The sequence below is a fragment of the Cohnella nanjingensis genome, assembly GCF_014212125.1.
GTDB lineage: Bacteria > Bacillota > Bacilli > Paenibacillales > Paenibacillaceae > Cohnella > Cohnella nanjingensis.
In genome coordinates this window covers 18,786-42,340 of the sequence record NZ_JACJVP010000007.1, presented here as the reverse complement: position 1 = coordinate 42,340, position 23,555 = coordinate 18,786, and the positions used below count along the sequence as shown (strand labels likewise).

16 protein-coding genes and 1 tRNA gene are annotated in these 23,555 nt (G+C 55.8%); 3 read left to right on the top strand and 14 right to left on the bottom strand.

What is annotated here, in order from left to right:
* Nucleotides 1–11: 11 nt before the first annotated feature.
* From H7C19_RS05875 to H7C19_RS34185, 3 genes are all read right to left on the bottom strand, one after another.
* Entirely contained in the window at nt 12–2,378 is a 2,367-nt protein-coding gene (locus H7C19_RS05875; protein WP_185141655.1) for a cadherin-like beta sandwich domain-containing protein, read from the bottom strand.
* A 310-nt stretch (nt 2,379–2,688) separates the two neighbouring features.
* Complete coding sequence (locus tag H7C19_RS05870) at nt 2,689–4,044, bottom strand: dicarboxylate/amino acid:cation symporter (protein WP_185141900.1); 1,356 nt, start codon at nt 4,042–4,044, stop codon at nt 2,689–2,691.
* A gap of 489 nt (nt 4,045–4,533) precedes the next feature.
* Nucleotides 4,534–5,067, bottom strand: coding sequence for a hypothetical protein (locus H7C19_RS34185; protein ID WP_221469064.1), 534 nt, complete (start codon nt 5,065–5,067; stop codon nt 4,534–4,536).
* A 168-nt stretch (nt 5,068–5,235) separates the two neighbouring features.
* On the opposite strand from H7C19_RS34185, the gene H7C19_RS05860 reads away from it, so the two are divergent.
* Together H7C19_RS05860 and H7C19_RS05855 are read left to right on the top strand one after the other, a co-directional pair.
* Nucleotides 5,236–8,895: an S-layer homology domain-containing protein gene (locus H7C19_RS05860; RefSeq protein ID WP_185141653.1), complete on the top strand. Its 3,660-nt coding sequence runs from the start codon at nt 5,236–5,238 to the stop codon at nt 8,893–8,895.
* Between the two features lie 169 nt (nt 8,896–9,064).
* The gene (locus H7C19_RS05855) at nt 9,065–9,715 is read left to right on the top strand and encodes a TlpA family protein disulfide reductase (RefSeq protein ID WP_185141652.1); all 651 of its coding nucleotides are present in this window, start codon (nt 9,065–9,067) and stop codon (nt 9,713–9,715) included.
* 227 nt (nt 9,716–9,942) lie between these two features.
* Here H7C19_RS05855 and H7C19_RS05850 read toward each other — a convergent pair whose 3' ends face one another.
* From H7C19_RS05850 to H7C19_RS05835, 4 genes are all read right to left on the bottom strand, one after another.
* Complete coding sequence (locus tag H7C19_RS05850) at nt 9,943–10,236, bottom strand: hypothetical protein (protein ID WP_185141651.1); 294 nt, start codon at nt 10,234–10,236, stop codon at nt 9,943–9,945.
* A 170-nt stretch (nt 10,237–10,406) separates the two neighbouring features.
* A complete protein-coding gene (locus H7C19_RS05845; protein ID WP_185141650.1) occupies nt 10,407–11,498 on the bottom strand; it encodes a DUF1648 domain-containing protein in 1,092 nt (363 codons plus the stop codon).
* The gene (locus tag H7C19_RS05840) at nt 11,495–11,896 is read right to left on the bottom strand and encodes a GntR family transcriptional regulator (protein ID WP_185141649.1); all 402 of its coding nucleotides are present in this window, start codon (nt 11,894–11,896) and stop codon (nt 11,495–11,497) included. The genes H7C19_RS05845 and H7C19_RS05840 overlap by 4 nt, the downstream gene beginning before the upstream one ends.
* Before the next feature lie 151 nt (nt 11,897–12,047).
* Nucleotides 12,048–12,422, bottom strand: coding sequence for a hypothetical protein (locus tag H7C19_RS05835; RefSeq protein ID WP_185141648.1), 375 nt, complete (start codon nt 12,420–12,422; stop codon nt 12,048–12,050).
* Between the two features lie 230 nt (nt 12,423–12,652).
* Here H7C19_RS05835 and H7C19_RS05830 point away from each other — a divergent pair.
* Nucleotides 12,653–12,729, top strand: a tRNA-Pro gene (locus H7C19_RS05830).
* Nucleotides 12,730–13,023: 294 nt separating this feature from the next.
* On the opposite strand, the gene H7C19_RS05825 is transcribed toward H7C19_RS05830, so the two are convergent.
* The 7 genes from H7C19_RS05825 to H7C19_RS35405 all read right to left on the bottom strand — a co-directional run bounded on the left by H7C19_RS05825 (nt 13,024) and on the right by H7C19_RS35405 (nt 23,392).
* Nucleotides 13,024–14,607 carry a beta-L-arabinofuranosidase domain-containing protein gene (locus tag H7C19_RS05825; protein WP_221469063.1) on the bottom strand — a complete coding sequence of 528 codons (1,584 nt, stop codon included), beginning with the start codon at nt 14,605–14,607 and terminating at the stop codon, nt 13,024–13,026.
* Nucleotides 14,608–14,707: 100 nt separating this feature from the next.
* Nucleotides 14,708–15,592 carry a carbohydrate ABC transporter permease gene (locus H7C19_RS05820; RefSeq protein WP_313731411.1) on the bottom strand — a complete coding sequence of 295 codons (885 nt, stop codon included), beginning with the start codon at nt 15,590–15,592 and terminating at the stop codon, nt 14,708–14,710.
* Nucleotides 15,593–15,610: 18 nt separating this feature from the next.
* Nucleotides 15,611–16,528, bottom strand: a complete 918-nt coding sequence (locus H7C19_RS05815) for an ABC transporter permease (RefSeq protein ID WP_246469321.1) — start codon at nt 16,526–16,528, stop codon at nt 15,611–15,613.
* A 64-nt stretch (nt 16,529–16,592) separates the two neighbouring features.
* Entirely contained in the window at nt 16,593–18,293 is a 1,701-nt protein-coding gene (locus H7C19_RS05810) for a glycoside hydrolase family 71/99 protein (protein ID WP_185141645.1), read from the bottom strand.
* A gap of 16 nt (nt 18,294–18,309) precedes the next feature.
* The gene (locus H7C19_RS05805; RefSeq protein ID WP_185141644.1) at nt 18,310–19,998 is read right to left on the bottom strand and encodes an extracellular solute-binding protein; all 1,689 of its coding nucleotides are present in this window, start codon (nt 19,996–19,998) and stop codon (nt 18,310–18,312) included.
* A gap of 127 nt (nt 19,999–20,125) precedes the next feature.
* Entirely contained in the window at nt 20,126–21,763 is a 1,638-nt protein-coding gene (locus H7C19_RS05800) for a response regulator transcription factor (RefSeq protein WP_185141643.1), read from the bottom strand.
* Between the two features lie 6 nt (nt 21,764–21,769).
* Nucleotides 21,770–23,392: a sensor histidine kinase gene (locus tag H7C19_RS35405; protein WP_185141642.1), complete on the bottom strand. Its 1,623-nt coding sequence runs from the start codon at nt 23,390–23,392 to the stop codon at nt 21,770–21,772.
* Nucleotides 23,393–23,555: the final 163 nt, after the last annotated feature.

The following is a 23,555-nucleotide window of genomic DNA, read 5'->3' as shown; positions in this document are numbered from 1 at the left end:
TCTTGTAAGACCTAGTATAAATCAATGCTCTTCAGCACCTTCGTTTGGCCGTAATTCTCGTCGAACCCTACACATTCAATATGGACAAGCCCGCTTTCATACACTTTGACGTTCGCCCATGCATATGTGCGGTCCGTTGGACTGTTTGTCGTATCTTTCGCGTCGAAGGGAGATCCGCCGGATCCTACCATCACCTGATAGGCTTTACTTTGAGGTTGGCTGACGTTGAAAATATGCTCATGTCCGCAGAAGTACGTGGCATTGTAATCTTCAATCACCTGCCAGAAGCGATCCCGATCCGCAGGGTCCATACCATCCGGCATCGAGCTGTCATATTGGTACGGATAGGCAAACTTATGGCCGAACACAAAAATATGATTGATTCCCCGGGCTTTGGCGGCGGCCAAGTCTTTCTTCAACCATTCGATAGGCGCATGCGAATCATTGCCGGCCGGATCCGTATTGATGATGGCAAAATGCGAATCCTTCAGATCGAAGGAGAACGACAGTTGGCGTTGATCAGTAGTCAGATTATCGGTGCCTGGATGAGGATAGTTGTTCGGATCCCATCCTTGCAGGTCGGAACCTACGATGTTTTTCCAACGGGACGTATCCATGATGACATCGCCCATGTTGCTGCGCCACGTATCTTCATTCGCTTGCGTGGCAATTTTTAACGATCCCCGCTTGTCCTGCGTTTCATGATTTCCGGGAACAGGTACAACATAAGTTCCGGATTCATATAACTTAGCTACAAGTCCACGCCAAAAGCTGTATTGCTGAGTCAAGACGTCTACGTTCGAATCAGGGGTATACCCCATAATCATGTCTCCATTAAAGAGAAACAGGTTGGGCTTCACCGCCTGCACTTCACGGATGATACGGGAGAAAGCTTTGGTATTTTGCAGCCAATGCGCATCCTGCGCACTCAGGGTTTGCTTGGCGGAATCGCCACGGGAATCTCCAACCGTCGAGAAGGATAAGAGTACTTTATCGTTCGCGGTATCGATTGGAACGGTTGAGCGATCAATGATCACGGAATACGATTTAGTTGTTGTCCCATCTTGAGCCGTAACGACGACAGATATCGTATTGGGTCCCGGGTTCAGGTTAAATGGAATGGCTGAACCGCTATTGGACGTCGTTCCATTTACCGTCATCGTTGCAACGGGATCGGATAAAGTCGCTATTACATTTACCATGGAAACATTGTTCGGAACATGAATGCTATAAGATGTCTTAGCTGATGAGAATGGTTGGTTGAGGGACCCGGGACTGACCGCTAGATTAGTCAAATCAGCGTCATTCGTTACAGCAGCAACCCGGTTCACCGTCACGGAATACTGCTTCGTTGCCGAACCGTCTTGTGAAGTCACAATAATCGTAATAGGCGTAGAATCTCCATTCAGATTGATCGAAGCCGGACTTCCATTGTTGTATACGGCGCCATTGACCGTCATCGTGGCTTGTTCATCATTTAAAGTAGCCGTTAAATGTATAGTAGTTGTTGGAAACGGGACCTGAACGCTATAGGAAAGCACATCAGGCGCAAATGCCGGTGCGAGCGTTCCGTTGTCGATCACGAGATTTTTCAAATTTGCATTATTCGTTTGCGGTTCGATCGGACTTTGGGAGTTTTGAGGGTTCCCGCCGCTAACGATAACAAAATCATTCCCGTTGTTGCCGGAATCGTATCCGTTGCCGAGGAATTCGCCGGCTTTACCTTTATTGGGATCCAGGCCGGGACCATTCGGATTAGTCGGATCTACTGCTCTGCGTTCCAGACTTTTAACGATGGAAGGTTGTGGAGTGGCTGCACCTCTATAGGCATTCGCATTACCATAACCTACGAAATCGACAAGAATATTGGCGTCAGCGCTGACAAGCGCATCCGTGCCGGGATCTTGCGCCGTCAATGCCGAAGTCGTCTTTAACAATGCTACTTTTCCATCCTTGTTGCTTAACTTGCTTGAACCCGTGGCATCGGGCGCTGGCAAATCGGCTCCGGCTAACGGTGACACGTTGGCCGCTTCCTGAATCAAATAAAAACCGTGAGAAGGAATAGAACCAGCAAGGGGTGTCGTTTCCCACGCTTGTCCGTTCGTACTGGCAGCAATATTATATTGCAACGACCAGCCATTAAGATCCACCGGGTTGCTTGTAGGGTTGTAAAGCTTTACATAATTATATTTGTAGCTTGCCGTGTTACTCGCACTGATTTGACTTCCGCCGCCATAAATTTCCGCAATCACGACATGGTTCGCTTGAGCGGCATTAGCTATCTTCGGAGCCGCCATAGGAATGGTAATCGCCGTAAACGCCAAGAGGAAAAGCAATACGGGAACACCCATTTTCGTTATGGACCCTTTTTTGAACATGTTATGTAAGAACCTCCTAAAATAATAATTACGAGATATGGAGAAATTACGGCCTGACTTAGTTTCCATTAAATTCTACTTCTCATGTATTTAGTAGAAACGATTGTTTTGTAAAGTAAGCGCAAAATATTCCTCACCATGTAAGTCGATTAGTTCTCAACAAAAAACCAAGTACCTTATAAAAGTACTTGGTTTGTAGTGCCTTACCAAGCCCGCAATCAAAGATGAGCTTTTTTTGTCCATCGGTTGCGTGACAACAAAAAGGCACCCGCATCGGGTGCCTCAAGTGTGCCTTGTGCAAGCTATCTTCTTAAACGGGGCTAACGACAAGATCTTCGTCATCGTTGCGGTTGAACGCTTCGCGATCGAACTCGCCTTCGGAGTGTGCCACGAGCAAGGAAGTAACGGTCGTACCCGTCGCGTTCACCGCCGTACGGCCCATGTCGATGAGCGCTTCGACGCCGGCGACGATCGCGATGCCTTCGAGCGGCAGGCCGAGCGCCGTCAGCACGACGGTCGTGGAGATGACCGCCGGACCGGGCACGCCCGCCACGCCGATCGAAGAGATGATGCTCACGAGTACCAAGATGATGTAGTCCGTCACGGACAGATGAATCCCGAATACCTCCGCCGTGAACACCGCCACGATCGCGGGCCAGACGCCGCCGCAGCCGTTGAAGTTCACCGATGCGCCGAGCGGCGCCACGAAGCTCGCGATACGCGGCGAGACGTGCAGCCGCTTGGTGATGACTTCGAGATTGATCGGCAGCGTCGCATAGCTGCTGCGCGTCGTGAAGGCGACGGCGATCGTCGGATAGATCTTGCGGAAGAAGCTGATCGGATTGACCTTGGCCACGAGCAGCACCAGACCGCCGAACACGAGGACGAAGTGGAGGATCAGCGCCACATAGGAGCTGACGATGACGCTGCCGAGCTCTTGGAGCGTGTCCCAGCCGTACTTGGCCGTGATGCCGGCGATCAGCGCGAACACGCCGTAGGGCGTCAGGCGGATGATGAACTTGACCACTTGGTGCATGATCTGCGTCAGAGAGGCGATCAGATCGCGCGCCGGCTTCACCGCATCGGGGTTCTTCGAGCCGACCTTGATGATCGCCACCGCCAGGAAGATCGCGAAGATGAGCACCGGCACGACTTTGCCTTGGGCCGCTTCATTCACCGGATTGGACGGCACGAGGCTCAGGATGACGTCGGAGAACGTCGGAATCTCTCGCGCTTCGAAACCTTCCGGAACGGCCTGCTGGATCCCGTGGCCGGGATTGAACAGCAGCGCGACGAGCAGACCGATGATGGAAGCGATACCCGTCGTCCCGAGGAACCAGGCGAAGGTCTTGAAGCCGATCTTGCGCAAGTAATCCAGGCTGGTTAACGAAGCGATGCTGTTCAGCACGAGCACGAACACCAGCGGCACGACCAGCATTCGGATCAGGCTGACGTAGATGCTGCCGAACGTGGTGATCGCCTTCGTATCCAATTCAAAGTTCTGGAAGAAGATCCCCGCGATCAAGCCGATCCCAAGGCCGATCAGCACCCGCGTGCCGAATCCGACCCGCTTCCTTGCCAAGTAGAACAATATCCCGAATACGACGATGGATACGACGAAGCCGTACCAGTTCGTCTCTATCGCGGACAGTAAATTATTGTCGATGTTCACTGTCTTTTCTCCCCCTAAACCCACGAATTTTGTTGGAATAAATGTTAGATTTAATTTACTCATGTCGAAGGGGATTGTCAATACGCCATTTTTTTAATTCCGACAAAAACGATAGAAAATAATTAAATATGCATTGACAGGAATAGGGGGGCCGACTAAGATGGGGATACGTGAAGCGAAATGAGACGAACGGAAGATCATACCTACATCTACTGGACTACCAGAGATTCAACGGAGAACGCCCTAGGGCGTTCTATGTTGGATCTTCTTTTATTATCCGGACCAAACGGCAAAGGGGAGTACTTGCTCATGACCGGATTATCGTCCCATTCGCGCGTCCGGGTCTAGTCCGGGCCGGCTTCAACGAAATCCCATTATCCGCGCGAAGGACGCCATCAGACGCCTCGCCGCGAAAGGACGGTCATCCATGAAAAAAGTAGCTGTATCCATCGTTGTAGCTGCCGTAGCCTTCTCTGCTTTGACCTACGCTGCCGTATCCGCCAAGCAAGGGTCGAAGGCGGAAGCCGCCGCGCCACCCGCAGTCGCCACTGCTGCGCCCGAGAGCACGCCCGCGCCCGAAGCGCCGGCCGCAACCGCGCCTGCAGCCCAGCAGGAGTCGCCTGCCGCCGATTCGGCGTCTGCCGTGCTAGCGGAAGCCTCTCCCGCTAACGCCGCCGCCGCAACGCCTGAACCATCGCCGAAGGCTGCCGCCGTGACGACCGCAAGCGAGTCGACCTCATCTCCGGTTGCGTCCGCTAAGGCCGCGGAGACCAAGTCGACCCCTGCACCCCAAGCGTCCGCCGGCGAATCCAAGGCTTCCGGTTCCGTCACGACGGCTGTCCTGAAGCCGGAAGCGACGGCTTCCCCCGCGCCAAAGGCCTCGGCCGCGCCGCAATCGACGCCGGCACCAACCGTGGAGACGCCGAAGCCAACGGCTACGCCGGCACCTGCCCCGACGCCCGAGCCTAAGAAGGTCGTCAACTTCGTGAAGAAGACCGACGTCAAGCCGTCCGCCAAAGCAGCCGCCGAACCGGCCGCTTCGTCATCGTCTTCCTCCTCCTCTTCTTCCTCCTCCTCATCGTCTTCTCCGTCCTCTTCGTCGGATGAAGCGTGCCCGCCCGAGGAAGAAATCTGCCCTTGATCTCGCTAATATCGTACTTTAATTCCCCCAATTGAGGAGACGCTATGAACAACAAATTCAACCCGAAAAGGTTGCTGGCCCTGCTGCTGGCCGCCTTCCTCGTACTGCCGGCCTTCCAGCAGGCCGGCCAAGCCAGCGCCGCCGAAGCTTCGTCTTCAGGCGCGCTCTCCGGCGCGGCGATCAGCCATTATGACTACTTCAGCGACGTCTATCCGAATCTGAACGATTTGGCCCATGTCTTCAAGACCCTCACGTACGAGGATCTCGTCCACGTGCTGGACAGCGACGGCACCTACGCCATCCTGTTCGGCGGCGCTTCGATCGCCAGCACGCAGGCCAACATCGGCTACATAAACGAAGTAGCCAAGGCCTACGGGGTCAAGACGGTCTACAACTTCGACACCAAGCTGGACGGCGCGACGCTGGACATCGCGGACAGCGCCAATCGGTTCGCCAATGTGTATACCGATCTAGTAAACAAATACTTGACCGAGAGGGATCCAAGCGGCGCGGTTGTCGCGCCGAGCCCGGCCGCCGACGTCAAGGATGCGTCCCTCTTGTTCGTCTACAATAAAAACCACAAGAACGGCGGCAACAGCGAGCCGATCCTGGCTTCGCTCAGGAGCGACGGCGATGAGTCCGACTATCTGACGGACGGCTCGCCGGACGCCGGCAAGATCGATGCCTTCAAAGCGGACGTCCTCGGCGTCTTGCAGGCGGCTTCGTCCTATGACAGCGTCGACGCCTACGACTTCATTGCGCCGGCCTTCAACGCCAACGTCTTGCACAATACGACCGGCCAGCCGCCGATCTTCGACGGATCGGACCGCAACCTGGTGTTCGAGCACGTCACCTATCACGAGCTGACCAAGCTGCTGGCCAGCCAGGGCAACTACGCCATCCTGTTCGGCGGCTCCTGGTGCCCGAACACCCAAGCGGCGATCAAATTCATCAATGAATACGCCAAAAAGTACAACGTCGACAAAGTCTACATGTGGGATCCTCGGCTCGACGCCGGCGTAGACGTCTCCAAACCGGCCGGCTACGATACGCACGAGAACGACCGGCTCATGGTGCGCGATACCAGAAATGCCTACGCCAGACTGTACGTGGATCTGGTCAATACTTACCTGACCAACATCCAGACGCAGTACCTCAAGACGTCGAACAACGTCAACTACCCTGGCCCGAACGGCGAGCCCGTCGTAGCCAACAAGCTGCAGGTTCCTTACTTCTTCATCTACAACAAAGACAACAAGGACGAAAACGGGAAAGCGGCGCCGATTTTCGGCCACGTGGAGTTGATGTACGGCTGGAAGACGATTCAGCCGGGCGCCGTCAACGCCAACAATCAGCCGTACCTGTACAACGAAACCTACAAAGCGGCGCTCGACAGCGTCTTGTCCCGTCTCGAATCCGTACCGACCGGGCTCACGGGCCTCGCGCCGACGGGCGCGGACAGCGGCGACGGCCGGATCGTCGGCGTGAACGGCCGGCCTCTGGAATACAAGCTTGCGGGAGCGTCGACTTACCTTCCTGCGAACGGCGCGTCCATCACCGGACTGGTCTACGGTACTTATGACGTGCGCTATGTCTCGAAGCCGGGCTATCAAGGTCCCGTAGCGGTCGGCGGCGTACACGCCGAGGTGGCTTACCCGGCCGGCCAATCGATCCAAGTCGTCGTACCGGCTCCGATCTTCGACCAAGCGCCCCCGACGGGCTTGAGCGGGATTGCTCCGACCACCCCCGCCAACGATGACGGACAGATTACGGGCACTACGACGGATCTGGAATACAAATTCGAGGACGACGACATCTTCCTCCCCGCTACGGCGCCTTCCATCACGGGCTTGGTCTACGGCACGTATCAAGTGCGCGTCGCCGCCAAGCCGGGTTACCGGGCGAGCCCGATCGTCGAGGTCGTCATTCCGGCCTACGGCGAGCTGGGGCAAGACGCGCCGACCGGCCTGTCCGGCATCGCGCCGAGCGCGCCCGATGCGGCGGACGGTCAGATCATCGGCGTGACGGAAGGGCAGGAGTATAAGCTCGCATCCGCCAAAGACTACATCCCGGTCACGGGAACGGCGATTACCGGCCTGACGCCGGGGTCCTATCTCGTGCGCTTCGCGGCCAAGCCCGGCTACAGCCAAAGCCCGGCCGTCGAAGTCGTCGTACCGGCTTACGAGAATCTGGATCAGGCCGCGCCGACCGGGCTGACGGGCATCGCCCCGACCTCCGCGGCGAACAACGACGGCCAAATTACGGGCACTTCGGACGGCCAGGAGTTCAAGCTTCACGGCGACTCCATCTACCGTCCGGCGACGGTTCCCGCGATCCGCGGCCTGGCTGCGGGCACGTATCACGTCCGCTTCGCGGCTAAGCTCGGCTACAATGCCAGCCCGGACGCCGAAGTCGTCGTACCGGCTTACGTCTCGCCCGGCGTGCCAGGCGGACCCTCCGGCCCGTCTACGCCGACGCCGCCTCCGACGCCGATGCCGCCGCCGATCCCGGTCGATCCGGCCGATCCGACCAAAGCCATCATCGGCACGACGGTAGCGTCCAAGACCGATGCGGCCACCGGCGTCACGACGGCCGCCATCACGGCCGCTGCGGTGCAGGATCTGCTCAGCAGCGCGAAGACGGCAGAGGCGTCCGGCAAGACGGTAGTCATCGCATTCAAGGTGGAACCCGATGCCGCCTCCAAATCGGTTGAGCTCCTCATCCCGAGGAGCGCCTTCGGCGGCCTGGCCGCCGATACGAAGGCCGAGCTGAAGTTCGACTACGGCAAGCTCGGCGCCCTTGTCTTCGACGCCAAATCCGTCGCGGGCATCCAATCGGCTTCGAATGCCGGAGACATTATCGTCAAGATCGCGGTCTCCGAGCTGACGGAGGAAGGCAAACAGGCGCTGGGCGACCGTCCGGTCTATGACTTCAACGTCTTCGCGGGCGATTCGGCGGTCGCAAGCTTCGGCGGCGGACGCGTCTCGGTCAGCCTTCCCTATACACTGAAGGCCGGAGAAGATCCGCAAGCCGTCGTCGTCTACCACATCAACGAAGCCGGCGAGCTGATCACGCTCCGCGGCGGGTACCATGCCGCCACGGGTACGGTCGACTTCGCGACGACCCACTTCTCGGAGTATATCATCGGGCACAACGCCGTCCCGTTCGCCGACGTGGCGGCCGGCACGTGGTACAAGGATGCGGTCAGCTACCTGGCCGCCCGAAGCATCACGACCGGCACCGACGAGACGCACTACAGCCCGAACGCGACGGTGACGCGCGGACAGTTCATCGTCCTGCTGCTGAAGGCTTACGGCATCGCGCCGGATGAACAGCCTTCGGACAATTTTGCCGATGCGGGCAATGCGTACTATACGAAATACTTGGCGGCGGCTAAGCGCCTCGGCATCACCGAAGGGCTGGGCGACAACAAGTACCAACCCGACAGCCAGGTCACCCGCCAAGAGCTGTTCACGCTGCTCTATCGTGCGCTAGGCACGCTGGGCGAGCTGCCGGCGGCGAAGTCGAATGTCGGTCTCTCCGGCTTCTCTGATGCAGGCAGCATCGCCGGCTACGCCCAGGATGCCTTCCAATCGCTCGTCGATGGCGGCATCGTGACTGGCAGCGGCGGCAAGCTGAATCCGAAGGACGTCTCCACCCGCGCCCAAGTGGCTCAGGTGCTGTACAACCTGCTGTCCAAGTAAAAACGGATTTGTCGTCTTCTCGGAAGAGGACAACGCGTTTTTATCGGCGGTCAAACGTCCCGGACGATTCGCTTCCAGCCGCAGCAATCCGATAATCCTTCTAAGATGGGCGGCCGCACGGCCGCCCATCTTGGCTTCTATTCGGAGACCGCAGACAAAGGAGTCTCTCGTGAAAAAGAAAATCATTCTGCTCGCTGCCGTCTTGCTGCTCATGGCAGCCGCGCAATACGTGACAAGTCGATACCAGCCGGACGAGAAGGGGTCCGCAGCCGCTCCTCCCCCTTCCGCCGCATCCGGCGCCTCGGCCGATTCCCCCTCAGTGAACGGCGTCTCTGCGGCGCCTGACGCGAATCGGCAATCCGAAGAAGCCCCCGCGGCGGCGGCCTCCGCGCCGGATCGGGTACCCGCCGCTCCCTTCACGCTGACGGATCTGGACGGCAATTCTGTGTCGCTGGCGGATCTGCGCGGCAAGCGCGTCTATCTCAACTTCTGGACGACCTGGTGCAAGTACTGCAAGAAGGAGATGCCCGCGATGGAGCAGGTGTACCGGGATTACAAGGAGGAAGGCCTCGTCATGCTGGCCGTGGACATGGGGGAGAGCGGGAAGAAGGCGGCGAGCTACATCAATGACAACGGCTATACGTTCCCCGTCTTGCTCGACGAGGACAAGCGCGCGTCGGAAGCCTACCAGGTCACTTCGATCCCCGTTACCGTGCTGGTCGATCCGGACGGGCGCATCGCCTATCGCCGAATCGGCGCCATGAAGGAGGAGCAGATGAGAGAAGCGATCGAGGCGTGGCTGCCGCGAGCAGAGGAATGAAGACCGGCCGCGCCCCATCGATCAAGCAAGCCTGCCTTCATCGGCTTCCCGTAAGATCAAAACTAATTCTTCCTGATACGCCAAGTAAAAACGACTTCGCCATCTTCTCGGAAGAGGCGACACGTTTCTATCGGAGACCATTTAGAAATGGATAAGCGTGAAACTTATACATTTCTGTATGACGAACAAAATCCCCGTCGGCTCAAGGCCGGCGGGGATTGTCGTCTCTATCTTCGCGAAGCGCCAGCCGCACCGAGCAGCAGGACGATACCTGTAATCAGATGCAAGAACCAGCCGAGGATGGGGATCCAAGCAAGACAGGAGGTGATGATCCCGAAGATGGACCCGAGCGAGGACTCCCGGTTCGCGTTGGACAAGAAGAGCGTAACGATGTGCAGAATGAACATGATGACCAGCGGCAGGTAGCCCCATCCGATCACGATCAAGCCGCCGAGGAACGGAATGGCCAGGACGATCTCGAGGCCGCCGGTCACCCACTTCATCGTTCGAGCATTCGACATGGGCGCGAGACTCCTTCCAAATGATTGAACTTATCCTATCATGAGGAAGCTCGTCCAAGCAATCCGGCCGATTGTCCAACCTTAAGTCGAGACATAGCGGCAATCGTAGACCTGCCGTACACCGCCTTGCCCCGCGGCAAACGGGACTAGGCATTTGGGTGAGCTTCGGACTAGGTCAGCGCCTCCGTCAACACGACGATGACGATCGGCACCAGCACGATGCCGATGAGGATCACCCATGCAAGCGGGTGCGCGAAGTTGAACGTCCAGCCGACGCCGTACCTTTTCTCCACCACGAGGGCGGGGTCGTTCTTGTTGAAGTAGATTCCCCCTCCGCGCCAGTATCGGTCGTCCTTGGCATTCGGCCCGGCAGCCTGGGCGTCCAGCCCGTTCCGCGTGAGGTAGACGAGGAAGCCGATCACGCCGCCCATGATCAGGAGCGGAAGCGGCACCATCACCGCCAGCAGCACCGTCTGCGGCCAATCGTAGAGCGTGAAGCCCTGGATGACGCCGAAGAGGAGAATGATGAACAGAGAAAGCGCGTAGAGGAAGATCGAATTCGCCCGCCGGAACCGCAGCTGCTTCTCCATCGAAGCCACCGGATGGTCCGGATCGAGGTTCTGGCGCGTGCCGCGGATCATGTAGTTGATGCCGATGAACAAGCCGGTCATGAAGACTTGCAGGATGTTCAGCGTGAACACGGTTCCGACCGTCTTCTTGGAGAAGCGGTCGGCTTCGCCGTTAATGCCGAAGTGCGTGGCCATCACATCCGGGATGCGGTCCCACTGCAGAATCGCTACCGCGATGCAGACGGCGATGATCAGCAGATGCACGGCGAACCAGCCGTTGCCGACGAGGCGCTGACGCTCGCGGAACCGCAGATCGATCACCCGTTTCGTCTGGTTCGGCGCCTCCCAGCCCCGCTCCGCCTTCAGCTTCAAGGCGGCCCGGCGGCCAGCCCGCCAGGCGACGATCAATCCCGCGATCTGGACGACGAGCGTCGCGGGCAGGATAGCGTCCGGATTTCCGTCGCTGAGCATCGCCGCTGCAGCGCCGGCGGCCAGCCCGAGCAGTCCGGTCAGAACCGCCCATCCGCCATAGCGCCTGCGGAGCCGCCGCAGCGCAGCGTCCGCGCGATCCTCCTCCGGCACGTACAGGCCGAAGATCAAGTAAGCCGGCGTAATCATCGATATGACGATAAAGGTGCCTGCCGTAATCACGTCCAGCATCGCCAGCGTCATCCAACCCCATTCGTTCATCATGAAAGTTCTCCCCCTTGGTCCGTTAACAGTTGCCGGTAGACCGCGGCGCTGTGCGCCGCGAATTCCGCCTCGCTCATCCCCCGCACCGCCGCTTCGGCGGCCAGCGCGCGCAGCTGCCGCTGCAGCTTGGCGGCGAAGGCATCGGTCACGCCGGGCATGCCGCCCGGCTGAACGACGACGCCCTGCTTGCGGTGAACCTGCAGGAAGCCTTCCTGCTTCAAGATTTGATAAGCTTTGTTCACGGTGTGCAGATTAATACCGAGATCCGCGGCCAGGCTGCGGACCGAAGGCAGCGGATCGCCCGGCTTCAGCTGCCCGGAAGCGATCCCTTCGATCAATTGGTCGACCAGCTGCGAGTACAACGGGACTTCGGATTGCAGGTCAATTTCCATCCACATCAGCTCAAATCCTTTCTCTTGCTAACTAATCTCCCTTAGGAGAATAAGGCTGGTACGATCAAGTGCAGCGCCAGATCCCCGGCCATATGCGCCGCGATCGCGTATTCGAGTCCTTTGCGCCAGTAGAGGACGAGGAGGACGACCGTGCCGATCAGGCTGCCGAGGGCGGCAATAGCCAGCAGCGGCCGGACCAGCGCGGACGGGTCGCGAAGCCGTCGTTCCCGTACAGCCGACTGCGCAGCAGCGGCGCGTCGAGACCGACGCGGGACGCCATCGCGAAGCCGAACCAGCTGGCGATGAAGGCCAGGATCGCGGCCTGCGCGATCGAGGCGGCCGCCGAGACGGCGAACGGGATCGCCCGGCCCTCCGGCGGGACGGCCAGCGCCAGCTGGTAAGGCATCACCGCCGCAGCGCCGACGATGGAGAGCGCCGTGAACAGCAGAACCAGACGGAGATGACGTCTGCGCATGCCCGGATGCCCGATCGATACGCGGTCAGTCGAAGCGGTACGGGATGGAATCGACATGGCCTCGCGCCTCCTGCACTTAAATGTTAGATCATCTATCTGTTATACATTATATATAACAGATAACAAAGATGCAACGATTTTCGGCAAAAAGGGTGATGTCCCCGGATCCCGATGCCCGATGCCGTTTTCGCTAAGCCGTATGTTCCCATGAGAATTCATGGGCAAAAGCCTTTCCTTTTCAATACCGCTATGCTATAATCAGATTCGTTCGTTATTCATAAAACCGTCGAGACGTGGCTCAGCTTGGTAGAGCGCTTGGTTCGGGACCAAGAGGTCGCAGGTTCGAATCCTGTCGTCTCGACCATTTTAATATCAAGGGATTGCGGGGTTTTGACCGCAATTTTTTTTGTCCGAAAAAGCGGAAATGTACCAATTATGTACCAATGAATAGAATTTAAAGAAATCGTGGAGCCTTAGAAATGATCTAGGGCTCCACTTTTCTATCTTCCGTACCTTCCGTTAGAAATGATTTCGTCGGTTACGAGGGGCCTTGCGTGGTCTATGCAGAGAGGTCTTCTCTATTGCCCGAAAGAATGGGGGTTCCATCTGATTGTTGGGCATACGAATGCATATGAATTGTGGCTGTAGCGGCTTTTTTTCAATAGTCGCGAAACAGCACTTGCTTTCGATTCTGCCTGGATTCCTCAAGCGGCTTATCGATCATATCATGGACGGGAGAAAGCGTAAGGTTCGAGGGAGCAAGCCGGTACTTGCCTTCTCCCAGCGGCTCCATTCGCTCGTCCTGGCCGATGGCCAACGCGCTGCCGGGGCTGTCGATTCCGAGCAGAAGGGGGCCGTGTCTGTAAGAGTATCCTTCAATTGTCGTGTGAAAGCCGAACGCCCTTTCCTTCCGCAGGCCGATGCCGAATGAAAGCTCGATAAGCGTGCCTTTCGGAAAATGGCCGGCGAGACTAACGAAGCCGTCACGGATTTCCGTGCCTTTACTCTCCCCGTTCACGCTCAAAGCAACGGTTGATCGTTCCACCCAGGACGGCATGAACAACCGAAGCGTAACCGGTTCGGCAACCGTACTTTCCATCACTTCGATCCGGACAACCCCTTCGTACGGATAATCCGTCTCGGTCGCCAGCTTGAGCTCCCCGTCGCCTACCGCGATTACCGCTGTAGAGCTTTCATAGAACGGAATCGCGATCGTTCGGCCCGTCGCCTGATAGCAGCTGTCGATCGCCTTCGCCAGCCCTTCGGCCCCGCGCATCGTGCAGCACCAGTACGCCTCGTACAATCCTTCCTTAGGGGACAGCATTTCATCGCGAACGCCGGCGCAAACGTCGCAGCCGAATCCTCCATTCGGGCGCTGCCCGTATCCTAATCCGTTGTAATAGATGTGATGAGCCGCCTCCAAATAGGCGCTGTTTCCGGTGTGCTTCCACAACCCGACGGCAACGATAAACGAGTCGACCACGGCGCACGGCTCTGTCCAATCCGGCCGGCCGAACCAATTGTAGTTCGCGTAATTTTCCGTCATGCCCCTCTGCATATAGACGCCGAACGTATCGATAGCCTTCTCGAGCAGCCGCGGGTCGCCGGTCGTTTCATAATGGCGAAGGATTCCCCGCAGCGCCGACAACGTAGCATGGGTTTGAAACGACAAGCCGATGATGTCGGCCGTCATGAACTTCTCGATCATCTCATCGATGAGGTCTCTTAACTCGGGCTTCGGAACGATAAGGTAAGCTTGCGTGGCGCCGTCCAACATGATAAAAGCGCAGCCGATGTCCGTGGACAGATGCCAGGCCCCAACCTTCCCGAACAACTCGCCGATGGCGGAACCGTCATACGACCGTTGCACGGGATCCAGCGGATATTCCGCATAATAGCCGACAGCCGGCAGCAGCAGATTGTCGATCAACCGATGAATGACACTCAGCGCGAAATCGTCTTTGGTCCATAGATAATATTCGCATAACGCGCGCAAAAACCAACTGTTGCCGGACAGCTGCTGTTCGTCAACCGTGCCGCGAGGATGAACGGGTCCGAAAAATCCTTTCTCGTTCAGACGAGAGGGGAGCATCCGGATCGCTTCTTCCAAGTATTCGGGCGGCCGTCTTGTGGACCGCGCAAGCAGCGTCCAACCCAGCAACGTCCGCCCCTCCCAATCCCCCGGCCAGCTGTAGGCATCGTCCCGGAACAAGCGGGGCGGCGCGTATTCCTCCGTCTCCAATCGGTTAAAATTGGCTATTGCGCGTCTGTAAAATTCTCCTTGTGCCTCCAGGTGTTGAATTGAAACGCTCTTCATAGGGTCCTCCATTCCTTTACCGCGATCATTCTTTGATGCTTCCGAGCGTCATTCCGGTAACAAAGTAACGCTGCAGAAACGGATATACCAATAGGATGGGAAGCGCGCCGAGAAAGATTTGCGCCGCTTTTGCCGTTTGATCGGAAATTTGTTGCAGACTGGCCAAATCGCTGCCGATCATCGATTGAATGTCCATCTGTACGACAACCGTCTGCAAATAGCTGGACAGCGGGTATTTCTCCGGGGTTCCCATTAAAATCAGCCCGTCAAACCAGGAATTCCAATGGCCCACCATGGCAAAGAGGGTTAGAGTAGCCAGTGACGGGGCCGACAGCGGCACATAAATCCGCCAAAGGCTTTTCCAATACCCGCCGCCGTCGATAAAAGCGGATTCTTCCAATTCCTTGGGCAAGCCCCGAAAAAAGTTCAGCAGCAAAATCACGTTAAATACGGGGACGGCCCCGGGCAAGACGAGCGCCCAGATGGAATTGAGAAGCCCGGTTTCCTTAATCACCATATACCACGGGATCAATCCGCCGCTGAACAGCATGGAAAACACGAAAATCCAAACGTATAGCGTGCGCCGCGGAAAAGACCTCGCGTCTTTGGAAAGCGGATAGGCAATCAGTACGGTTAGCAGCATATTGAGCAGCGTACCCAGAAGGACGCGTTCCACCGATATGAGGATCGAACGGATAAACTCCGGTCTTTCCGCAACGAACCGGTAGGACTGCAAGGTGAAATCAACCGGCCAGAAGGTCACTAACCCCGCTTTCGCCGCGGAGCTCGCACTGAAGGAGACGGCAAGCACATGAACAAGGGGAGCCAAACACAGGAGCGCCATCCCCACCAGAAATGTCATATTGAACACCGCAAAGATTCTGCTTGAAAGCGATCTTCGGTACAGCACGGACCAACTCTCCTTCCTTCAAAAAATCCGGTAATCGGCAAAACGGTAAGCCAGATAATACGAGCCTGAAATCAACAGGAAAGAGATCACGGACTTAAAGAAACCGATCGCTGTCGCGAAACTATATTGGGCATTGGCCAGGCCCATCCGGTAAACGAAGGTATCGATAATGTCGCCGCTTTGATACACCTGAGGGCTGTATAAATTGAAGACCTGGTCGAATCCCGCATTGAGCACATTGCCGAGGCTAAGAACGGCGAGCAAGATGATGATCGGCCTGATGCCGGGAAGGGTAATGTGCAAGGTTTGTTTCCAGCGGGATGCGCCATCTACGACTGCCGCTTCGTAGAGCGCCGGATTGATTCCCGTCAGTGCGGCCAAGTAGATAATCGTGGCAAACCCAAACTCCTTCCATACGTCGGAAATGACGAGAACGAAAGGAAACCAATGGTTGTCTCCCAAAAAATAAACGGGCTCAAACCCGATGATTTCAATGAATTTGTTCACGAGGCCGGTGGACGGGGACAAGATTTCGATCAGGATGCCGCCGAGAATGACCCAGGAAAGAAAATGCGGCAAATAGATCATCGTTTGAATGGAACGTTTGAGACCTTGAATCCGTAACTCGTTGAGAAGCAGCGAGACGGCAATCGGAACCGCCAGCCCCGCAACGATCTTCATGAGCGAAATCGAAACCGTGTTATAGATGATTTGCATCGTATCCGGGTATTGAAAGACGGTGACATAGTTCTGGAAACCGACCCACTCCGATCCGAGTATTCCTTTGGTCGGCAAATATTTCTGAAAAGCCATCACAATCCCGATCATCGGACCGTAGGCGTATATCAGCACAAGGATGAGGCCGGGCAAAATCATGCAATCTAGCGGCAGGTGACGGAATGTCTTTCTTGCCCACATATGCTTCTCTTCTCCCATGTCTTAAAATGTTAGGAGGAAAGGGGCTGGAATCGCTCCCTCCCCTTTCCGCCGAACGAAAACGTTATTGAGTTCGTGAGACGATGAGCGGTTCGCCAATCAATAAGGAATCGTAGGCTGGAGTCGCTTCACCGCCCAACACTTCTTTCCCCCAACCGACCTTGTATCGGATCGTGACCGTTTGCCCGGCGTACGCGCTGATATCGATCGCCCGTTTCGCTTTCCAGCCCGCCGTCCCGTCTATCCAATCGAAGGCTGCTTGCTCGCCATTCACGTAGACCGTGAGTGAAATGCCGTCGCTCGCCGTATTCACTTTTCCCGGAATATAGGTGAGGTACAGCTTCTTATCCCTAGGCAGCGTCACCCGGACATCGGCGTTAGCCCAACCGTTTTCCCCCATCCAGGCCGGATGGGCCTTGAAGCCGAGCCGATCGAGCGGTTTCTCCGCCGTCGCGTCGCTCTGGCTGTACATGAGTTCCAATTCGGTCGGTTGAATATACTCGAATGCGGCCCCATTGCTCAGACCCGGGATTTCGGCATCGCTTGCCAGAAGAGTTCGGTAGCTCCAGTCCTGATTAAGTCCTTTGAAATGATTGCGCCAGGAGTCGAATAAATCAAGAACGACCCATTTGTTTGGCACGGTCTTGTCCCGGCCCGGCTGATCGGTCTTGATTTTCCCCTTCATAAAGCCTTTCGGAAGCTCGATGACGGGAAGCTGGTGAGGCAATTCTGCCGTTTTCACCAATTGGCCGTTCGTAAACCGATAGAGCTGCGACGCCTGCTCTTCCTTATAATAAAATCCTTCCTTGTATCCGGCTTTCAAGCCGGCATAGCCTTCCGTAAGCTTCTGATACCAGTCGGGCGCCGGATCCCCGTAGGCATCCCGGTAGGCCGGTACGGCTTCGTTTCTCGGCTCGGCCGCTTCGATCGCGGTTTCCTCCGCGAAATCGTTAAACGATGAAATGATGACGGCCTCGGGGTTCTTTTTCAGCGCGTTGATCCACATTTTCGAATAGAGCTCCCCGTCCTCTCTCGGAATTGGGGTCGTTCCCCGGCCGAGATGAGCGGTATCCCAGCCCGGATTGACGCCGACCACTTCACCGCTGGCCTGCTCCCGGTCGAAAACCCATCCCCACAAACCGGTATCCGGCGCAACGGGTGCCCCGTCCGATACTTTTCCCGTCGCGAAGCGGACGGAAAAGCGATCATCCTTCCACTTATAAAACCATGAAGGCGCCGTATAATTGACGAGCAGCGGTTTGCCTTTCCATTGGTAATAAACGGGACTTTGCGCATAGCGGTCGAATACCAGATCCGCCTCCGCCTGCTGCTCCCGGATATCGTTCCGAGCCCACTCGGCGTACCCGATGGCGAGAGCCAGACTCGGCGCCGTTCCTGCCGGCATGGATTCCACAACCCGGAATACTTGGTCGATATGTTCGGCAATATTCCCGTTGTCGTTGCCGTGGCCGTTCGTATCGTCGAGGATGACGAAATCGATGCCGGCTTTTTTCATCCACTGCATATGCGCGCGAATCGCATCCTCATTCCCGGAGCTGTAGTCGCCAAGCAGGGGACGATACCGGGTCCAATCCGACCAATGGCTGCCGTATGGCGGCTTGTCGTCCCACCAAACCGTATACCAGATGCCGATCTGGCTGGTGAAGAGAGCCGCGTGATCCGTCTTTTCCTTCTGTTCGGCATAAACGGGAGTGGCAACAAGCAGCAAAGAGATTAAGCCGACGACGAGTCCGGTTTTCCGCAACGTCCGCACCCCCTTATCATTGCTTCTGATGAGCTTGCGCCCACTCGTTCACTTCTTTCGTAATCTGGTCGCCGCCTAGCTTCTTCCATTCCGAAACGAACTTGTCGAAATCATCAAGCGAAGAAGCGCCCATAATGACTCTCGTAATCATTTCGCTTTCCATTTTGGCGAGAATGGCGTTTTTGTCTTTCATCGTTCCCGTACCCGGCCCGTAGTACCCGTTAAAGATATACATGTTGTTTTGCAGATATTGATCGATCACCTGCTGGGTGCTCTCGTCACCGAAGATGGCATACCATGCCCACTGCTTTTGGTCGCCTTTCAGATAAGCGTCGATTTTGGCTACGACATCCTTCCTGTCTTGCTTGACGTCCGAAATGTCTTCGCCTTTTGCATGCTTCATAAAGACGCGGTAGAAGTCCACGTTTTCGTTAATTTGCCATACCTGGAACGGCGCATAGTGGAAGGGCTGCGTATCGCCGGTTTTCTCCGCCTGGAAGTATTTGTCCCTGTCGGCGCTGTCTCCTTTGGCCGCGAATAAGTTGATCAATTTGATCAGGGCTTCCGGATGCGCGGCCCCCTTCTTGACGACATAGAATCCGCCGGGCGTAACGCTGATCCCCGGTTTGGCCGGCTTGTCGTCGGAGGATACGAGCGGCAACGGCTTCCACAACGCGCCATCCTGATCATGTCCGGCCTGAGTGCATCCGAGCGGATCCGCCATGCCCCCGAAGTAAATGCCCGCCTTGCCGGATGTGAGGACTTCGCAAACCTTCTGATAGTCCTTGACGCCATATTCGCGATCGATGACACCGGCCTTGTATTCTTCCTGCAGTTTGGCCAGCGCTGTTTTCATTTCGGGCTGAATGCTGCCGTATACGAGATTCCCGGATGCATCCGGAATCCACATGCGGGGATAGGCGTGATAGCCTTGGAAAATTTGATCGATGCCGCCCAGGTCGCCCATCAGGTCTTTGCGCAAGGGAAGCCCGACCGTATTTTTCCCGCCGGCGTTTTCTTTCTTGAACGTTTCCGCGATCGTCCACACATCGTTCATCGTCTTCGGTTCGGGCAGGTTATACTTCTTCATCCAGTCCGTACGAACCCACACGAATCCGGCATAATCGCTGTACGAGGTTAACACCGGAACGGCCATCAGCTTGCCGCCGATCGTCGCCGAATTCATCCCGACTCCTTGATCGAGATTCAGTAACTCTTTCACTTTGGGAGATGCGTAGGTTTCATAGACGTCCTTCAGATCCATAATGAGACCGGCATCGGCCAGCTGCTGCAGTTGTCCGCCGTCCACTTGGAAAATATCCGGCAGATCGCTGGATGCGATGGACACGTTCAACTTTTCGCTGTACTGATTGCCGGCAAGCGGCGCGATCCATTTGTTTTTCACTCTGATGCCGAGATCTTGCTCATACGCCTTATACCAAATATTGTTGTCCCAACTGTCCCCATTGGTGAATTTGGTCACGCCGTCGTCCATTCTGACTGTCGAGATTTCAATCGCTGGCTCGTACTTTCCGAGCGGATCGGTATTCGGCTTGACTTCGGTCGATGAGGTTGCCGTAGGCGGCTTCGTTTCCGTTGCGGCATTGCCGGTTTCGTTCTTCCCGTTCGAGCTGCAGGCGGCCAGCAGCGCAAGGCACAGAACCAGCGGCACGGATAAGTATTTGATTCGTCGTTTTGCTTTCATGCGAATCCCCCTCAGCGAGTTTAAAGCGATTGGCACCGCTTACAAGAGTAAGTATAAGAGACCCCGGGCCCAATCTAAATTCTAGGATCTTTACATGCATCGAACTTTATTGACATCTTTCCGCGGATCAGGAGTGCAAGTCGGGCAGGCTGTCCCGATACTCCTGCGGCGTCATCTGGGTCGCCTTTTTAAAGACGCGTCCGAAATAGGCCGATGAATCGAAGCCCACGCCGACCGCCAAATCCTGGATTTTCAAATAAGGGTCCTTCAGCATTTCTTTCGCCTGCGCGATCCGGTACTGATTGATATAGTCGCTTAGCCCGATCCCCGTCGTCTGTTTATAGAGTCTGCACAAATAGGATGGATTCAAATGAACGATTCCCGACAACCGAGTTAGCGATAAATCCTCGCTGAAATGCGCTTGAATATGACGATTAATGGTTGAGACGACACGATGGGTCAACCGGTCCCGTTCCTGAATCCGATTTTCCAAAATGAACGTCACGACGCTTTCAAAAAACATCCCGATTCCTTTCCACGACTCATGCGCTTCCATGTCCAGCAGCTTGTCATAACCGCTCCGTCTGGCAAACGGAGAGGATAGGCCGGAACGATTGAGGTAGGACAAGAGACGAAGAGCGATATTGAAGAAGGCCTCTTGCTGCAAGTGCGGCAATGGGGGCTTCGTTTCGCAGAAGGAGACGACGCTGCGGATTACGGCATAACAGGACTCGGACGAACCGTTTTCCAAATGATGTTCCAGCAGATCCGACTGTGCCAGCAAGCGGCGAAACGGGCCGTCGTCCATCCCCTCTTCTTCAAGGCCCGTTCCATCGATCAAAATAATCCCGCTCGCCTGTCCCATTCCCCTGACCAGTCCCCCTCTCAATTCGTGGAATTTGTCGGGCGCCTCTTCCCACGAGACGAATTCGCCGGCCGCGATGAACGAGATGGACAGTTGGAGCAATTCCTTGCATGAGGACTGAATGGCATCAAGGGTACCTTGCACGAATACGGTGTTCTTGTCCTCATCCCCGCACGTTCCGTCTACCGGTTGAATCAGCCAGATCAGCTTCGAGCGTTCGTATTGGATGATCTGTACCCGAACGGAAGCCAAGTATTCGCTGGATATGTTTTCGATTGCATAAAGCAACAAGTGCTTGTCCGATTCGGATAGTCTATCATCCCATGCATCCACTCGGCCGATCACAATCAATACCTTGGAGTCGGCATCCAATGGAAGGTCCCGCTCCGCAAACCGTTCCGCCAAAGACGAAACCTTGCCGGCTCTCTCTTCTAAATGACCGAGCAGGAATTCCCGCTGCAAAACGGGCATAGCTTGCTTCATCCTCTCTCTCGCCCGCTCAATCATCCGCTCTTTTTGCATGAGTTCCGCGATTTCCCGTATCGCTTTGCGAAGCGACTGCTCCACTACTTCGAAGCTTTCGGTTTTTAAAATGTAATCCGTTCCTCCCTGCCGGAACACGGATTGAATGTAGTCGAAATCGTTATAGCCGGTCAGAAAAACGACTTTGCAAAACGGCCATTGCGCCGCTATTCTCCGGTGCAATTCCATGCCGTCCATGCCGGGCATGCGAATGTCGGTAAAGGCGACGTCCACGTGCGTTTTATAGACGATATCCAGCGCTTCGTCCGCGGAATAGGCTTTATGGAGCTGGAGATCGACGTCCTTCAAACCGAGAAACAGATCATACAGCCCGTCTACGATCACCGGCTCATCATCCACGATCAATATGTTATACATTTCCGTTCACTCCTCTGTCTTGGCGGGGAACGCGACGACGACCTTGAATCCGCCCAATGGTCCGCGAGAGACGGTCAGCCCGCCGGAGCTCCCGAACTTGATTTGCAAGCGGCGGTGGACGTTGATCAATCCCGTCGTCTCCCCCTCGAGCTGCGACGTTCTGAGTAGCGCATTCAAACGTTCGAGTTGTTCCTCGCTGACGCTCTCGCCATTGTCTTCCAAGATGATCCGCAGGCCGGAAGCGTCCGCCCGAAAGCCGATGACGAGCAGCCCTCCCGCCTTTTTGTTTTCCAATCCGTATTTAAAAGCATTCTCCACCAAAGGCTGCAAAATCAGCCTTGGCACGGCGAAATCGGCATAGGAGGGCGGTATTTCTTCGATTCTGGATTCAATGCGGTTGCGGAATCGGATCTTTTGGATTTCCGTGTACACGATAACGTGATGGATCTCGTTCGCGAGCGGCACGTCGGTTTGGCCGTTTCGGGTGACGTATTGGAAATATTCGCCCAGAAATTTCGTATATTTATCGATGCCGTTGAGATCCCCGAGCCGGGCCATCGCTTGCATGCTGAAGAAGGAATTATACAGAAAGTGAGGGTTGATTTGCGACTGGAGCTGGCGCAGCTCGGAAAGCTGGACCCGGTATTTCTGCTCGTAGACTTCTTCGATCAACACGTTCAGCTTTTGCACCGTTACGTTGAACTGGCTGTACAAATAATGGAATTCGTCCCTGCCCCCATGGCCGACGACCACACTGAGATCCCCCGTTTCCAATCGGCGAAAAGCCCTCACCAGTTTCCGAAGCGGCTGTTGAATCGTCCGGAAAATCCACGTGGCAAATAGAATAATGGCGACAATGGACAACAAGGATAAGGTCCAATACCACATGTTATACCGCTTCAATTGTCCCGTAAGTTCCGTTTCCAGCATCGACATATAGACCGTCGCCCCTAGATGGTCCAACTTTTCCCGGAATACGGTATATCTTTTGTTCGACTGAATCCATGTAAATGGATTCCGGTCGCCACGCGTCTCCTCGCCGCTTTCCAAATCCGAAAGCAGATTCGAATGATCGGGACGGGAGGCGACAGTCCACGCGCGATTCCCCCCGCTAATAAACCCGATTCCGTCCTCGCCGATGGACAACGACCCTAGCGTCTTTTCCAATGTGGCTTTTGAGATTTCAACGGCCAGGAGATAGACGGGGGGCTTGTGATCCAGATAAGTCCACCCGGGATTCGGCTGCGGGATGAACAGACGTCCCTCCCATTGAATGAACGGAGAGGTCGATTGGGCTTTTAATTGCTGCAGCGCAGCAAACTCGCTTTCCGGTAAGTCATCGTACAGCTTGTTCGCGGATATGACATACGAAATAGAGGGGATATAGACCTTGACATCCTGGATATAGCTGCTGGCGTATTTGAGCTGCAGAAGCCGCTTTTGCAGATGGAGCATGGCGAATGCCTTTTCGGGATCGGTCATGATCTCGGATTTGCCGCTTAATTCGATCAAATCGTCGTCGTTCACGAATTCATTCTGAAAGCGGATGACTTTATCAAATTCCAGATCGAGCAGATTCGAATAAAACTTCAAGCGGGAGATCATCGATTGGGAAATCTCCGAGTACACGCTCTCCGATCCTCTTTCGTTTAAGACGATGCCGATGAAATAAAACGGGGTAATGATCAAAACAAAGACAAGTAATATTTTGGGGAAAATCGACCAACGCCAGAAAGCAAAGTTTCCCATGCTAATTTTTCTCATCGGCTGCCACTCCCAGGTGTTGCTGCTT

What these genes read in the sequence shown, in the direction of transcription:
- H7C19_RS05875 (WP_185141655.1), bottom strand. Translation starts at nt 2,378, where the DNA reads ATGTTCAAAAAAGGGTCCATAACGAAAATGGGTGTTCCCGTATTGCTT.
- H7C19_RS05860 (WP_185141653.1), top strand. Translation starts at nt 5,236, where the DNA reads ATGAACAACAAATTCAACCCGAAAAGGTTGCTGGCCCTGCTGCTGGCC.
- H7C19_RS05850 (WP_185141651.1), bottom strand. Translation starts at nt 10,236, where the DNA reads ATGTCGAATGCTCGAACGATGAAGTGGGTGACCGGCGGCCTCGAGATC.
- H7C19_RS05845 (WP_185141650.1), bottom strand. Translation starts at nt 11,498, where the DNA reads ATGATGAACGAATGGGGTTGGATGACGCTGGCGATGCTGGACGTGATT.
- H7C19_RS05840 (WP_185141649.1), bottom strand. Translation starts at nt 11,896, where the DNA reads ATGTGGATGGAAATTGACCTGCAATCCGAAGTCCCGTTGTACTCGCAG.
- H7C19_RS05835 (WP_185141648.1), bottom strand. Translation starts at nt 12,422, where the DNA reads ATGTCGATTCCATCCCGTACCGCTTCGACTGACCGCGTATCGATCGGG.
- H7C19_RS05815 (WP_246469321.1), bottom strand. Translation starts at nt 16,528, where the DNA reads ATGGGAGAAGAGAAGCATATGTGGGCAAGAAAGACATTCCGTCACCTG.
- H7C19_RS05805 (WP_185141644.1), bottom strand. Translation starts at nt 19,998, where the DNA reads ATGAAAGCAAAACGACGAATCAAATACTTATCCGTGCCGCTGGTTCTG.
- H7C19_RS05800 (WP_185141643.1), bottom strand. Translation starts at nt 21,763, where the DNA reads ATGTATAACATATTGATCGTGGATGATGAGCCGGTGATCGTAGACGGG.